Source organism: Andreprevotia chitinilytica DSM 18519, assembly GCF_000711875.1.
Taxonomy (GTDB): Bacteria; Pseudomonadota; Gammaproteobacteria; order Burkholderiales; family Chitinibacteraceae; genus Andreprevotia; species Andreprevotia chitinilytica.
In genome coordinates, this window is the sequence record NZ_JONM01000021.1 from 1 (window position 1) to 13,616 (window position 13,616).

Genomic DNA, 13,616 nt, shown 5'->3' on the forward strand with positions numbered 1-13,616 from the left:
CCTGCTGTTGGCGCTGCATGACGCCTATCCCTGCTGGGGCAGTCGCAAACTGCAAGCCCTGTTGCCCGCCTCATCCCTCAAACCCCATCCCAGCACCATCGATGCCATTCTGCGTCGGCACGGCCGGGCCATTCAGGGCGATGCAATGCAGACGCAGCAAGCCCGCCAGCGCTTCGAGCACGCCGCGCCGAATCTGCTGTGGCAGATGGATTTCAAGGGCCATTTCCCGCTGACTGATTCGCGTGCCGGCCGCTGTCATCCCTTGACCATCCTGGATGATCATTCGCGCTTTGCCCTGTGTCTGGCCGCCTGACCTGCAGCGCACTCGTTTGCGGTGCATTCGCTGCGGTGTCCGTCGCTGCGCCGGAGCCGACTTCACCGCTTCCCAAGGACTTGCCGTCCAGCGGCTCGTTGCTGCAGAACAACCCGATCCTGAATGCACCGATGACGCCCCGCTCGGATAGCGATATGTCATTGGGTGGCGGGCGCGCGCATGCCGAGGACGATGCCACGGCGGGGGAGGCATTCCATGTCGCACGCATTGAGGTGGACGACGTGCCGGAGGCATTGCGGGCGGCAGTCGATGCCGCGGTCGCGCCTTATCGCGATCAGCAGATGTCGCTTGGCATGGTGCGCAACGTGGCCGTGAAGGTGACGATGGCCTTGCAGGATGGCGGCGAGCGGCTGAGCTATGCCTATGTGCCGAATCAGGACATCGTCGACGGCGTGGTGCATCTGAAGGTGCTGCGCGGCCATATCGAATCGGCATCGCTGGGCAAGAACACCTCGCTGGTGATGGATAAGGTGCTCAAGAGTTATCTGGCCAAGGGCGTTTCGCCGACGGGCGACGTGCCGACGGCGGAAAGCCAGCTACTGCGTCTGGCGGATCTGCCGGGGGTTGGCGGTACGACGCCGGTATTGGCGGCCGGGCAGGAACCGGGCGGCTCCGCGCTAACGGTGGACGTGGCCCCGGGCGAGCGGATTGAAGGTTTGCTGGTCATGGATAACAACGGCTCCAAGACCAGCGGCAAGTTGCGGATGGGCACGCAGCTCACGTTGAACAGCCCGCTGGGCATGGGCGATCGTTTTCAGGCGGTGTTGTACGAAGCGCCCGAAGTGATCCAGACCAATCACGACAGCGATGGCGGCGGGCATACCTGGATCGGGCGTTTGTCGTATGACTTGCCGATGGGCGCGGATGGCGGCCGGGCGGGGTTTGCCTATTCGCAGGTGGGGTATCAGCTCGGTGGGGAGACCTATCGCCGATACGGGTTTGAAGGGTTCGCAAAGGTGTGGAGTCTGTACGGTAGCTATCCGTTGATACGTACCGCGACACGCAACCTGAGCCTGAGCGCGAATCTCGACTACAAGCAGATGTTTGATTCCAGTCTGAGTGATGATCTGCGGTCAGCATCGATGGCAACACTGCAATTGTCTGGTGATGTGCAAGGCCAGATCGCTGGCCTGCCTAACGTGCTGCAGTATCAGTTCTCCATCAGTGGCGGTGATTTTACGAATACGCCAGGGGATTGGAGCCGGACCAACGGCAAATTCCTTAAAACCACGCAAAGCGTGAAGCTGTCGCAAGGGCTGATGCCGGGCCTGTATCTCGATTTGCCCTTCAGCGCGCAGCAGGCCAGTCGTAATCTGGATGGTTCGGAGAAAATGAGCCTTGGCGGCCCGAGCGGAGTCCGGGCTTTCAATGGCGATGTGGCGAGTGTGGATACCGGCTGGTTGTTCACGCCAACGGTGAACTGGTCCGTGCCGTGGGTCGATGGCCTGACGGCGCAGCTGTTCTATGACTACGGGCGTGGCACGACCCAGAAGACATCCAATCAATATGAAAACATCTTTGCGCTGGGGGGGTATGGCGCTGGATTGAGCTATGCGTTGCCCGGTCGTGCCGTGTTCAGTGCGAGCTATGCCCGTCGCGATATTGCCAAGCTGTCGAAAGCCACCGTCGATGCCATGCATCAAGATATGTTCTGGGGCAATATCGCTGTTCGTTACTGAGTGCGTTACGTTGCCGTTCCCCCCTTTTTGTGCCGTGCGAATCTTTGATTCGTTCAGGTATAGGGGCTAGGGGGGATTTCTGCGACATCTCAATATCCACTGGCGTCGAAATCCCCCTCCATCCCCCTTCGAGAAGGGGGAAGTAACACGCTGAAGCGCTTCAAGCTGGCAGTTTGCGAGACTTTGAACAGCTTCTTGGAAAAACCCAGTCCGGCGTGAACCAGTTCAGTTACACAAAGCGGTGTCCTGTAGGAGCGAGCTTGCTCGCGATGACGCGGCTTCGTTGACCATTGCCATCGCGAGTACCCCAAGGGTATTTCCTCGCTGAGCGATAAAAAACTATCGCACGCTTGCAGGGCACAAGCTCGCTCCTACAAGCGCTCCAAACGAAAAAGCCAGCCGAACCGGCTGGCTTTTTTCATTGGAGCGCGAACGATTAGGCCGTCAGTTGCAGCAGCTTCTCGAACGCTTCATCAAACAGTTTCAGGCCTTCGGTCTGCAATTGCTCGCCAACCGCGTTGAAGTCGATGCCGAGCTTGCGCAGTTCGGCCATCGTCTTGATTGCGTCCGCAGTGCCGGTTTCCAGCTCGGCGGCAGCAACGCCGTGATCGCGGAAGGCATCCAGCGTGGCATCCGGCACGGTGTTGACGGTTTCCGGGCCGATCAGCTCTTCCACGTACAGGGTGTCGCGGTAGGCCGGGTTCTTGGTGCCGGTGGACGCCCACAGCAGGCGTTGCGGATGCGCGCCGGCGTTGTTCAGTTGCGCAAAGCGGGTGCCGTGGAACAGTTGCTTGTAGTGCTGATACGCCACCTTGACGAAGGCAATGGCGCTCTTGCCGCGCAATGCCAGCGCTTCCGGTGTGCCGATGGCTTCGAGGCGCTTGTCCAGCAGTACATCAACGCGGGACAGGAACACCGATGCAACAGCGCGGACGTGATCGACCGGGTTGCCATCGGCCAGACGGGCTTCGAGGCCGCGAATGTAGGCGGTGAGTACGTCGTCGGTTTGCTTGAGGCTGAACATCAGCGTGATGTTGACGTTGATGCCAGCGGTGATCAGGCGCTCGAAGGCGCGGATACCGGCTTGCGTGGCCGGGACTTTGACCATCAGGTTCGGGCGGCTGACTTCGGCCCAGAGGCGCTTGGCAGCGGCCACGGTGCCTTCTTCGTCGTTAGCGAGGAAGGGCGAGACTTCGAGGCTGACGTAGCCATCGAGGCCTTCGCTGGATTTGTATTGGGCGTGGTTCAGATCGCAAGCGGCCTGCACATCCGGCACGACCAGCGCTTCGTAGCGTTGTTCGGCGGAGAGGGCGGCGTTGGTCTTGAGTTTGGCGAGGTCGTCCGCGTAAAGCGGGTCGCTCGAAATGGCTTTGTAGAAGATGGCCGGGTTGGAGGTCACACCAGCAATCGCGTCGTCGTCCAGCAGTTTCTTGAGCCCACCGGATTGCAACAGCCCGCGCGACAGATTGTCCAGCCAGATCCGTTGGCCGAAGGGTTTGATGGCGGCGATTCTACTCATGGCGTACACCTCATGCGATTGGTCGGGGAGCCCCGATGGCGGCAAGCGCATCAGGGAAGGGTAAGAGTTTGACACCGCGTAGGCGCAAAGTGCAAAGGCCTCGGCAAAATTATCTTGCGATTGGTGAAATTAAATTTGGGGCAATAGGGTGGAGGGGGTAGGTGGTCTGGAGGGGATCTGAGCGCCCGCCCTAAAATCTTCGCCATGGTATTCCCCCCTTTGTGAAGGGGGGCTAGGGGGGATTTCGGCGGTATCTCAAATTGGAATGAGGCCGAAATCCCCCTCCATCCCCCTTCAAAAAGGGGGAGGTAAATGCCGTGCGGCTTGAAACGATCATCTCCGCAAGATCATGGGCTGATTGCGGATCACTCCACCAACAACCGCTGCGCCGGAAACTTCACCGCAAACTCGCTACCTTCGCCCAAGCGCGAGCGGATCACCATCTGTGCCTGATGTCGCTGCAGGATGTGTTTGACAATCGCCAAGCCCAAACCCGTGCCGCCCGTGGCGCGTGAACGGCCGCGATCCACCCGGTAGAAGCGCTCGGTCAGGCGCGGGATGTGCTCAGGCGAGATGCCGATACCGGTGTCTTGCACCGAGAACAATGGCACTTCGCCTTCAGCACGCCAGCTCAGGGTGATGGTGCCGCCGGGCGGGGTGTAGCGGATCGCGTTCGACACCAGATTGCTAAGGGCCGAATGCAGCTCGTCGTGATTGCCGATCAAGCGTACTGAGGCGATGGCGCCGATGCGGATGGTATGCCGGCCTTGCGACAAGCCATCGGCCTCGCTCTTCAATAGCCGCATCAACTGCGGCACGTCGACTTCTTCCTCGCGCAGCTGCTGGCCGTTTTCCAGTTTGGAGAGCGTCAACAAATCCTCGACCAGTCGCTGCATGCGTTGCGTCTGGTCGTACATCAGTTGCAGCTGCTGCTGGCGGGTGGTCGGATCGAGATCGGGGATGTCGATCATGGTTTCGATGAAGCCGCCAACCACCGTCAGCGGGGTTCTCAGTTCGTGCGAGACGTTGGCGATAAAGTCGCGGTGCACGGTTTGCACGCGGTCGAGCTGGGTGATGTCGCGGCTGAGCAAGAGCTTCCTCGTCGAATCGAATGGCACCAATTGCACCGACAGCACTTGCTCGGCTGGCCGTGTGGTGCGCAACAACAGCGGGTGCGAGAAATCCTGCGTGCGCAGGTATTCGCGCAAACTGGGCTGGCGCAGGATGTTGGTGACGACTTGCCAGATATCGGCAATGCGGTCGATGCCGAGATGGGTGCTGGCGGCCTGGTTACACCACTCGATGCGGTCGTGCTCGTCCAGAATGATCACGCCGTCCGGCAGCGCTTCGCCGGCGCTGGTGAAGCGCTCCAGCGTGTTGGCCAGGCGATCCTGCTGCTTCTTCTGCAGCCGCACCTGGTCATAGAACTTGTCGAAGACGTCCTGCCACAGCAGGAAACTGCGCGGCACGGTTTCGACGCGCGGTTTCTGCGCCCACTTGTACAGGCTGCCCAGATTGTAGAGATGGAAGACCAGTGATGCGCCGACGACCACCAGTGCGAAGGTCAATCCCCAGACCGTGCCGTGTACCGCGCTGATCATCAGCGCGACCAACGTGACGATCAGGTAATAAATGATGGAGCGCAGCCAGAGCATGAGGATCGACCGAGGTGAAAGAGGGCGGTAGCGCTTGTCCTGATCGGGGGCGCCACACGCATTTTAGAGTGATCCAGCTTTAACTTTGATGACCGTGTCGTTGCACCCAGCCTATCGCACAGAACGTGCAACAGGCTTATTGGGCGGACAAGCGATAACCGGTGCCGCGCACCGTCTGGATCAGCCGATCGAACCCGGTGGCTTCCAGTGCCGAGCGCAGGCGGCGGATATGCACGTCCACGGTGCGTTCTTCCACGAACACGTGATCACCCCAGACCTGATCCAGCAGCTGGGCACGCGAATGCACGCGTTCCGGGTGGGTCATGAAGTAATGCAGCAGGCGGAATTCGGTCGGGCCGAGGTCGATGTGGTCGTTGTTGCCGGTAACGCGATGTGTGGTCGGGTCGAGGCGCAGACCTTGTACTTCGACCACATCGTCCGTCACTTGCGGTGAGCGGCGGCGCAGCACGGCCTTGATGCGGGCTTGCAATTCACGCGGGCTGAACGGCTTGGTGATGTAGTCATCCGCGCCGGTATCCAGGCCGGTGATCTTGTCCTGCTCGTCGCTGCGGGCGGTGAGCATGATCAGCGGGATGGTCTTGGTGCGCTCTTCGGAACGCAGCTTGCGGGCCAGCTCGATACCGGTCATGCCGGGCAACATCCAGTCCAGCAAGATCAGGTCGGGCAGGGCGTTGCGCACGATGTGCTGGGCGGATTCGGCCGAGTCTGCACGCATGACGTGATGACCGGCTTGCGTCAGGTTGAAGGCAATCAATTCCTGGATTGCCGGTTCGTCTTCGACCAGCAGGATGTTGGCGGGCATTGGTGACCTCACAATTTTCAATTGTTGCGAGATTAGTACTCCATTGTGAATCTAATATGACAAGTCCGTATATAAAGTCGCAGACAGGGAACCATTCAGCGGGTGGCGAATCGTCGCGCGCAGCCGCCAGTGCGCGTTATCATTCGGGTCTTACCGTTTTTACACGTGATTGCTCATGGCCGGCCTCAATGCGGCAACGCCGCTCCCCGTTGAGATCAAACTGCATCAAACCTCACGCGTGCTCGATATCGCGTTCGACGACGGCCAGCGTTTCTCGCTGCCGTGCGAATATCTGCGGGTGATGTCGCCCAGCGCCGAAGTGCGCGGCCACGGTATCGGGCCGGGCGTGCTGCAGACCGGCAAGCGCAACGTCAACATCGTCGCCATCGAGCCGGTCGGCCATTACGCCGCCAAGCTGGTGTTCGACGACGGCCACAATTCCGGCCTGTATTCCTGGGATTACCTCTACGAGCTTGGGCGCGATCAGGCGGCCAAGTGGCAAGATTATCTGGATCGGCTCAGCGCAGCCGGTGCATCAAGAGACTGAGACTGAGAAAACACCATGAGCGATACCCACTTCGGCTTCAAAACCGTCGACGAATCGGAAAAAGCGCAGAAAGTCGCCGAGGTCTTCCACTCGGTCGCGCAGAAATACGATGTGATGAATGACCTGATGAGCGCTGGCCTGCACCGCGCCTGGAAGTTCTTCACCATCGAAACCAGCGGCGCCAAGGCCGGCGACAAGATTCTGGATATCGCCGGCGGCACGGGCGATCTCTCCAAAGCGTTCTCGAAAAAGGTCGGCAAGACCGGTCAGGTCTGGCTCACCGACATCAACAGCTCCATGCTCGGCGTCGGCCGCGATCGCTTGCTGGATGCCGGTTACGCCCTGCCGGTGGCGCAATGCGATGCCGAAAAGCTCCCGTTCCCGAGCAACTATTTTGACATCGTCTCGGTCGCCTTCGGCCTGCGCAACATGACGCACAAAGACGCTGCGCTGAAGGAAATGCACCGCGTGCTCAAGCCGGGCGGTCGCCTGCTGGTGCTGGAGTTCTCCAAGGTCTGGACGCCGCTCAAGCCGGCCTACGACCTCTACTCGTTCAAGCTGCTGCCGTTCATGGGCAAGCTGGTGGCGAACGATGCCGAGTCCTACCAATACCTTGCCGAATCGATCCGCATGCACCCGGATCAAGAGACGCTCAAGCAAATGATGCTCGACGCCGGTTTCGCCCGCGCCGACTTCCACAACATGAGCGCCGGCGTGGTCGCCTTGCACAAAGGCACCAAGATCTGATGCTCGCCAGCCTGCTCAATCGCCTGTTCGATCGCGACGCGACGGCGCGTGGCGAGCTGGCGCGCTATCACGGCCGGGTGATCCGGCTGGAATTCCCGGTGATCGCCGCCACGCTGACCATCGATGAGCACTGGCGCTGGCAGAAAAGCACCGCCGATGCGGAAGCCACGCTGACCTTGCCGCTGGCCTTCTTCATCACCTTCGCCTTCGACCGCACCGCCGCGCAAAAACAGCTGAAGCTGGCCGGTGACGCCGACCTCGCCGCCGGCATCGGCCGCGTACTCGGCCATGTGCGCTGGGATGCGGCGGAAGAACTATCGCAATTCGTCGGCGACGTCGCTGCCAACCGGCTGGTGTGGCTGGCCGGCAAGGTCGGCGGTATCCCCGGTGCCATTGGCTCCCGCATGTTCGTGCACCTGATCGAATACTGGCGTGATGAAGCACCACTGCTCGCCAACAAGCCGGACGTCCAGGCCTTCCTGCACGATGTGGACGCCTTGCGTGATGACGTGGCGCGCTTGGAAAAACGTATCGAACGCCTCAACCATAAAAGCTTCTGATGCGCCTTTTCCGCCTGCTCAAAATCACCCGCGTCATCGTTCACTACGGGCTGGATGAATTCCTGCTCGGCCACGAGCGCGTACATGGTCTGCGCAAATTTCTGACTCGCATTTTCTTCTGGCGTGATTTGAGCCAACCGCGCGCCGTGCGCCTGCGCCTGGCGCTGGAAAACCTCGGCCCGATCTTCGTCAAATTCGGCCAAGTGCTGTCTACACGCCGCGATCTGCTGCCGGAAGACATTGCCGACGAACTTGCCAAACTGCAGGACGACGTACCACCATTCGATGCGGATGTTGCTGTCGCTGTGATCGAAGCCGGCCTGCGTAAACCGATCGGCGAGCTGTATGCCGAATTCGACCGCGTGCCGGTCGCCAGCGCATCCATTGCCCAAGTCCACCGCGCCAAGCTCCCAAACGGCCGCGATGTGGCGGTGAAGGTGCTGCGGCCGAATATCCTGCCGGTGATCGACTCCGATCTCGCCTTGATGCGCGTGATGGCCGCACTGGTGGAAAAACTGTTCGCCGACGGCAAGCGCCTCAAGCCACGCGAAGTTGTTGCTGAATTCGACAAATACCTGCACGACGAACTTGATCTGATGATCGAGGCCGGCAATGCCGCGCAACTGCGCCGCAACTTCCTGAACTCCAGCCAGCTGATCGTGCCGGAAGTGTTCTACGACTGGACGCATCGCGAAGTACTGACGCTGGAATGGATGGACGGTACGCCGATCAGCCGCATCGACGAGCTGCGCGCTGCCGGCATCGACCTGAAAAAACTCGGCCGCTTCGGCGTGGAAATCTTCTTCACCCAAGTGTTCCGCGATGGTTTTTTCCACGCCGACATGCACCCCGGCAACATCTTCGTCGCCGCCGACAACCGCTATATCGCCCTCGATTTCGGCATCGTCGGCACACTGAGCGAGAGCGACAAGCAATACCTCGCCATCAACTTCCTCGCCTTCTTCAACCGCGATTATCACGGCGTGGCCGTGGCGCATATCGAATCGGGCTGGGTGCCGCGGGAGACGCGCGTCGAAGAACTGGAAGCGGCCGTGCGCACCGTCTGCGAGCCGATTTTCGATAAGCCGATCTCGCAGATTTCCTTCGGCACCGTGTTGCTGCGCCTGTTTGAAACCAGCCGCCGCTTCAACGTCGAAATCCAGCCGCAGCTGGTGCTGCTGCAAAAAACGCTGCTCAACATCGAAGGCCTCGGCCGCCAGCTCGACCCCGATCTCGACCTGTGGCAAACCGCCAAGCCGTTCCTGGAGCGCTGGATGAACGAGCAGATCGGCTGGCGCGGCATGTGGCGCAACCTCAAGCGCGAAGCCCCGCAATGGGCCGCGCTGCTGCCAACCCTGCCACGCAAGCTCAACGAACTCGTGAACCAGAACCCGACCGAACTGTTGATCACCGGCTATCGTGGTTTGATGTGGGAACAGAAGAAACGTAACTGGCTGTTGGGCGCGATTGCGGCGCTACTGGCTGGGCTGCTCGTCACGCTCTGGCTGAAGTAGCCGCATTCGTGGATCCCGTAGGTTGAGCGCAAGCGATACCCATGCGGTTTCGTTCAACGTGAGCGATGGGTATCGCAAGCTCAACCCATCCTGCGTGGCTACATATATTCCTTTTCATGTGCTCCAATTCAAAAGCAAGCGACGGAGTGTGCCCCGTCGCCGGCCGCGGCAAGATCAACCCATCGATCACACCGGTCAGCCGCCTTGGAGAACACCATGAACACCCTTACCGATCTCCCCGTTTTCACCACCGACGACGAACGCTGGGCCGCCGTGCAGGCGCGTGATGGGCGGGCGGATGGCGTGTTCTGGTATTCGGTCGCCAGCACGGGCGTCTACTGCCGCCCCTCTTGCCCGTCACGGCCGGCCAAGCGCCAGAACGTTCGCTTTCATGCCAGTTGCGCCGATGCCGAGGCTGCCGGTTTTCGCCCGTGCAAACGTTGCAAACCCAACGAAGCGCCGCTCGCTGAGCGCCAAGCCGCAGCAATTGGTCGGGCCTGCCGTCTGATCGAAGCCAGCGAAACGCTGCCGACGCTCGATGAGCTGGCAGAAGTCGCCGAGCTGAGTCGCTTCTATTTCCACCGCATCTTCAAAGCCGTCACTGGCCTCACGCCCAAGGACTACGCTGCCGCCAACCGCGCCCGGCGCGTGACCGATGCACTGCCCGCCAGCGAGTCGGTCACGGCGGCTATTTACGATGCGGGCTTCAACTCGAGCGGGCGCTTCTATGCCGATGCCACCGGCCTCATCGGCATGGCCCCGGCCAAATATCGATCTGGCGGGCGCGGCGAGGTGATCCGCTTTGGCGTCGGTCAATGCTCGCTCGGCGCAATCCTCGTTGCCGCAACCGACAAAGGCGTGTGCTGCATCCTGCTCGGTGATGAGGCCGAAGCGCTGGTACACGATCTGCAAGACCGTTTTCCGCAGGCGCAGCTGACTGGGGGTGAGGCAGATTTCGAGCAATGGATGGCGCAAGTGATCGGCTTTGTTGATCTTCCGATGCAGCCGCTGAACCTCCCGCTGGACGTGCGCGGCACCGCCTTCCAGTTGCGGGTATGGCAAGCGCTGCGCGACATCCCGGCCGGCACAACGCTGAGTTACACCGACCTCGCCGAGCGCATCGGCTCGCCCAAGGCTGTCCGGGCGGTCGCAGCTGCCTGTGCGGCCAACAAGATCGCCGTTGCGATTCCCTGCCACCGGGTGGTGCGCAATGACGGCGCACTGGCCGGGTATCGGTGGGGGATTGAGCGCAAGCGGAGTTTGCTGGCGTTGGAGCAGGTGGCTGAGTCGACGAAATAGCGCGCCATGGTTGGTTGAAAATGCCAAACCTGGACTGGGTAAGGGTACGAAGGAATGCTGCTAAACTTCGTACAATCTTTTTTGGAGTTTCCCAGTATGGATGCCCTTACCGCCAGCTATACGCGCCAGCATTTCGCCGACGTGATGCGCCGCGTTAACGATGACCACGCACCCGTGATCGTCACCACCCAGCGCGGCAAGCCCGTTGTCATCATGTCGCTGGACGATTACAACGCCTTGGAAGAAACCGCCTATCTGCTGCGCAATCCCAAGGGCGCACAGCGTCTTATGGCTGCAGTGGAGCGCTACCAAAATGGCGAAGTCGAGCAGCACGATTTGCTCGATCCGGATGCCGAATGAATGGATATCCGTTTCGACCGCAATGCCTGGGAGGACTACCTGTATTGGCAGCAGACCGACCGGGTGATTCTGAAACGGATCAATCTGCTGATTCGCGAAATCCAGCGCGATCCATTCGTCGGCATCGGCAAGCCGGAACCACTGAAGCATCAGCTTTCCGGTTTTTGGTCTCGCCGTATCAATGATGAACATCGCCTGGTGTACGCGGTTCGCGACGACACCGTGACCGTCTTGCAATGCAGGGATCACTACTGATCAGGTTCTTTGCAATTGCCCTATGAGTTCCTCATCGCCCATTCAACTACTGTTGTCCTTGCCTCATATGACTATTCGCCGACTTACCCCAGACGACGCTGCCGCATTCCAGGCATTACGCCTTAGCGCACTCCAAGACGCGCCGACCGCTTTCGGATCGAGCTATGAGGAAGAGAAAGATTTCCCCGTCGCTATGATCGAGGGACGTCTTGCGTTCCATCCAGACCGTGGCGTCTTTGGCGCTTTTGTCGAGCGCGAACTCGTTGGGCTTGTTGCGCTTGGTCGAGACAACAAGAAGAAGCTGGAGCACAAGGCGCTTATTTGGGGTCTGTATGTGTCGCCAAGTGCCCGTGGAAAAGGGCTTGGGCGGCGCTTGCTTTTGCAAGCACTTGCATTGGCGAAATCGGTGAGTGGCATTAGCCAAGCCAATCTGAGCGTCAATGCGCGTAACGCGCATGCGATCCAGCTTTATGAGTCGCTTGGTTTCAAATCGTTTGGCCAAGAGCCAAGTGCCTTGATCATTGATGGCGAGCATCACGATGAAATGCACATGTGTCTTCGGCTGACAGAAAGCTAATTCTTCATTTCATTACCTCTTGCACTCATTGACGTGAAATAAAAAAAGGACAGGCCGAAGCCTGTCCTTTTTTTTGTTTCAAGCACCCGATACCCAGGCAGCCAAAGCCACCCAGGCATCGGCAAACAGCGTTACGGCAAGCTGTTCAGGTGCGGTTTCACCGTGTTGGCGAAGTTGTTGTTATTGCTCAAGTCCCAATTGATCGACCAATCCATCACGCCGCGCAACGTCGGGTACTTCGCGACCGGGATGTATTTGCCGCAGTTGGTGCCGGAGGTCAGGCAATCGACGGCCTTGTTGACCAGTGACGGGTCAACGTAGCCGCTGCCCGCGCCAGAGCTGGAGGCAGGCAGGCCAAGGCCGACCTGATCCGGGGTGGCGTATTGCAGCACGATGTCCGCCAGGGCGGTCATGAAGTCCTCGGTGCCTTCGTAGTACACATTGCCATCACGCCCCAGCATGCTGCCGGAGTTGTAGTACTGGGTGTTGATCATCGTGATGATGCCGGTGCCCTTTAGGTCTTGCAGGGCCTTGAGGTAGGTCTGGCTGCCGGCTTGCATGTCGATGGTTTGCGGGGCCATCGTCACGATGAGCTTCGAGCCGACCTTTTGGCGCAATTGCGTGAGTGCGCTTTCCAGCCCGCTGATGCTCAGGCCGTTTTCCAGATCGATATCGATGCCGTCAAAGCCGAATTGCTGGATCAGCGCGTAGGCGCTGTTGACGAAGTTGGTCACGTTGGTGGCCGAGCTCAGGTCGACATTGCCGTTCTGGCCGCCGATCGACAGCACCACGAAGCGGTTCTGGCTATGCAGCGTGTTGATGTCGCTGGTGAACTGGGCATCGGTATAGCCGCCGAGCTTGCCGGCCAGGCCGGAATCGACCGTGAACGAGATGCCGCCCGGGGTCGAGGTCGAGTTGGCGAAGGCGACTTCGATCACGTCGTAGTTCTTGTTGACGTTGGCGAGCGAAACGGTTGCCGCGCCGTTATCGAAGTTTTGCCAGTAGCCGACGAGCACATGCTTGGGCAACGTGCCGCTCGGGACCGGAGTGCCGATTGGCGTCGGGGTGGGGGTCGGTGTTGCTGTCGGGACTGGGGTCGCCGTCGGCACCGGGGTAGCGGTCGGCTTCGGGGTTGGCGTGGCCGTTGGGGTCGGCACCGGTGTGCCGCCGCCGCAGTTGCCCAGCACAGTCCAGTCCTTGCCAGAGCCGGACGGGCCGCTGTTGGTGGCCGGGTTGGCATTGGTCCACCAGTTGGCGACGTAATTCACGCCTTGGTAGGTCACCTTGTCGCCACCGTTGTAGTGATCCTTGGTGGAATCCCACGCGGCGTAGCAGGAGCTGACCGGTGTCGGTGTGGCGGTGGGTTTCGGTGTCGGGTCGACCACCGGGGTGATCGATGGGGTCGGCGTTGCTGTTGGCTTCGGCGTGGGGGTCGGGACTGGGGTTGCCGTGGGGGCCGGGGTGGCTGTCGGCGTACCGCCGGCATCCGCGCCCAGATCCGTCCACAGGCTGGCAACGGTCGGGTTCCAGCCGGTGCTGCTGTAGTCGGTTTGATTGACGGTGGCTTTGTAGTCGTGGCCGTTGTAAACCACGATGGTGCCGGCGGTGTAGTAGGTATCCGCCTGCCAGGCCGGATAAGCGGCGAACGCAAGTTGCGTTGCCAGTGCGGCGGGAAGCAGCGCGAGCGCCAGCTTGCCGTGTCCGCGTGCGAACAAGGTCGTTTTCATCACTCCATCCTTTAGTTTGA

13 protein-coding genes and 1 pseudogene are annotated in these 13,616 nt (G+C 60.3%); 10 read left to right on the forward strand and 4 right to left on the reverse strand.

Annotation, left to right across the window (positions count from 1 at the left end; translation table 11 throughout):
• A pseudogene (locus BR41_RS25610) lies at positions 1-313 on the forward strand (hypothetical protein); the annotation flags it as partial.
• Positions 298-2,013, forward strand: a complete 1,716-nt coding sequence (locus BR41_RS17575) for a ShlB/FhaC/HecB family hemolysin secretion/activation protein (protein ID WP_035059652.1) — start codon at positions 298-300, stop codon at positions 2,011-2,013. The pseudogene BR41_RS25610 and the gene BR41_RS17575, both read left to right, overlap by 16 nt.
• Before the next feature lie 436 nt (positions 2,014-2,449).
• Here the strand turns inward: BR41_RS17575 and tal are convergent, their stop codons facing one another.
• From tal to phoB, 3 genes are all read right to left on the reverse strand, one after another.
• Positions 2,450-3,532 (reverse strand): transaldolase, encoded by a 1,083-nt coding sequence (gene tal / locus BR41_RS17580; RefSeq protein ID WP_035059654.1) that lies wholly within the window; start codon positions 3,530-3,532, stop codon positions 2,450-2,452.
• 365 nt (positions 3,533-3,897) lie between these two features.
• Positions 3,898-5,187: a phosphate regulon sensor histidine kinase PhoR gene (gene phoR / locus BR41_RS17585; protein WP_035059656.1), complete on the reverse strand. Its 1,290-nt coding sequence runs from the start codon at positions 5,185-5,187 to the stop codon at positions 3,898-3,900.
• A 136-nt stretch (positions 5,188-5,323) separates the two neighbouring features.
• Positions 5,324-6,010 (reverse strand): phosphate regulon transcriptional regulator PhoB, encoded by a 687-nt coding sequence (phoB, locus tag BR41_RS17590; protein WP_035059658.1) that lies wholly within the window; start codon positions 6,008-6,010, stop codon positions 5,324-5,326.
• 175 nt (positions 6,011-6,185) lie between these two features.
• Between phoB and BR41_RS17595 the strand changes: the two genes are divergently transcribed.
• The 8 genes from BR41_RS17595 to BR41_RS23750 all read left to right on the forward strand — a co-directional run bounded on the left by BR41_RS17595 (position 6,186) and on the right by BR41_RS23750 (position 11,869).
• On the forward strand, positions 6,186-6,557 hold the full coding sequence (locus BR41_RS17595; protein ID WP_035059660.1) for a gamma-butyrobetaine hydroxylase family protein: 372 nt from the start codon (positions 6,186-6,188) through the stop codon (positions 6,555-6,557).
• A gap of 15 nt (positions 6,558-6,572) precedes the next feature.
• Positions 6,573-7,304: a bifunctional demethylmenaquinone methyltransferase/2-methoxy-6-polyprenyl-1,4-benzoquinol methylase UbiE gene (gene ubiE / locus BR41_RS17600; RefSeq protein WP_035059662.1), complete on the forward strand. Its 732-nt coding sequence runs from the start codon at positions 6,573-6,575 to the stop codon at positions 7,302-7,304.
• Positions 7,304-7,864, forward strand: coding sequence for a ubiquinone biosynthesis accessory factor UbiJ (locus BR41_RS17605; protein WP_035059663.1), 561 nt, complete (start codon positions 7,304-7,306; stop codon positions 7,862-7,864). The genes ubiE and BR41_RS17605 overlap by 1 nt, the downstream gene beginning before the upstream one ends.
• Positions 7,864-9,378 (forward strand): ubiquinone biosynthesis regulatory protein kinase UbiB, encoded by a 1,515-nt coding sequence (ubiB, locus tag BR41_RS17610; protein WP_035059665.1) that lies wholly within the window; start codon positions 7,864-7,866, stop codon positions 9,376-9,378. Before BR41_RS17605 ends, ubiB begins: the two co-directional genes overlap by 1 nt.
• Before the next feature lie 216 nt (positions 9,379-9,594).
• Positions 9,595-10,677, forward strand: coding sequence for a bifunctional DNA-binding transcriptional regulator/O6-methylguanine-DNA methyltransferase Ada (gene ada / locus BR41_RS17615; protein WP_035059668.1), 1,083 nt, complete (start codon positions 9,595-9,597; stop codon positions 10,675-10,677).
• A gap of 96 nt (positions 10,678-10,773) precedes the next feature.
• Positions 10,774-11,037, forward strand: a complete 264-nt coding sequence (locus BR41_RS17620) for a type II toxin-antitoxin system Phd/YefM family antitoxin (RefSeq protein ID WP_035059670.1) — start codon at positions 10,774-10,776, stop codon at positions 11,035-11,037.
• The gene (locus BR41_RS17625; protein ID WP_035059671.1) at positions 11,038-11,292 is read left to right on the forward strand and encodes a Txe/YoeB family addiction module toxin; all 255 of its coding nucleotides are present in this window, start codon (positions 11,038-11,040) and stop codon (positions 11,290-11,292) included.
• Positions 11,293-11,314: 22 nt separating this feature from the next.
• Positions 11,315-11,869 carry a GNAT family N-acetyltransferase gene (locus BR41_RS23750; protein WP_211251800.1) on the forward strand — a complete coding sequence of 185 codons (555 nt, stop codon included), beginning with the start codon at positions 11,315-11,317 and terminating at the stop codon, positions 11,867-11,869.
• Positions 11,870-12,000: 131 nt separating this feature from the next.
• Here the strand turns inward: BR41_RS23750 and BR41_RS17635 are convergent, their stop codons facing one another.
• On the reverse strand, positions 12,001-13,596 hold the full coding sequence (locus BR41_RS17635) for a chitinase (protein WP_051711278.1): 1,596 nt from the start codon (positions 13,594-13,596) through the stop codon (positions 12,001-12,003).
• Between the last annotated feature and the right edge of the window lie 20 nt (positions 13,597-13,616).

Excerpts from the sequence above, each read along its gene's own strand:
- tal (WP_035059654.1), bottom strand. The coding sequence starts at position 3,532 with ATGAGTAGAATCGCCGCCATCAAACCCTTCGGCCAACGGATCTGGCTG.
- ubiB (WP_035059665.1), top strand. The coding sequence starts at position 7,864 with ATGCGCCTTTTCCGCCTGCTCAAAATCACCCGCGTCATCGTTCACTAC.
- BR41_RS17625 (WP_035059671.1), top strand. The coding sequence starts at position 11,038 with ATGGATATCCGTTTCGACCGCAATGCCTGGGAGGACTACCTGTATTGG.
- BR41_RS17605 (WP_035059663.1), top strand. The coding sequence starts at position 7,304 with ATGCTCGCCAGCCTGCTCAATCGCCTGTTCGATCGCGACGCGACGGCG.
- BR41_RS17635 (WP_051711278.1), bottom strand. The coding sequence starts at position 13,596 with ATGAAAACGACCTTGTTCGCACGCGGACACGGCAAGCTGGCGCTCGCG.
- BR41_RS17595 (WP_035059660.1), top strand. The coding sequence starts at position 6,186 with ATGGCCGGCCTCAATGCGGCAACGCCGCTCCCCGTTGAGATCAAACTG.
- phoR (WP_035059656.1), bottom strand. The coding sequence starts at position 5,187 with ATGCTCTGGCTGCGCTCCATCATTTATTACCTGATCGTCACGTTGGTC.
- ubiE (WP_035059662.1), top strand. The coding sequence starts at position 6,573 with ATGAGCGATACCCACTTCGGCTTCAAAACCGTCGACGAATCGGAAAAA.
- phoB (WP_035059658.1), bottom strand. The coding sequence starts at position 6,010 with ATGCCCGCCAACATCCTGCTGGTCGAAGACGAACCGGCAATCCAGGAA.
- BR41_RS23750 (WP_211251800.1), top strand. The coding sequence starts at position 11,315 with ATGAGTTCCTCATCGCCCATTCAACTACTGTTGTCCTTGCCTCATATG.
- BR41_RS17620 (WP_035059670.1), top strand. The coding sequence starts at position 10,774 with ATGGATGCCCTTACCGCCAGCTATACGCGCCAGCATTTCGCCGACGTG.
- ada (WP_035059668.1), top strand. The coding sequence starts at position 9,595 with ATGAACACCCTTACCGATCTCCCCGTTTTCACCACCGACGACGAACGC.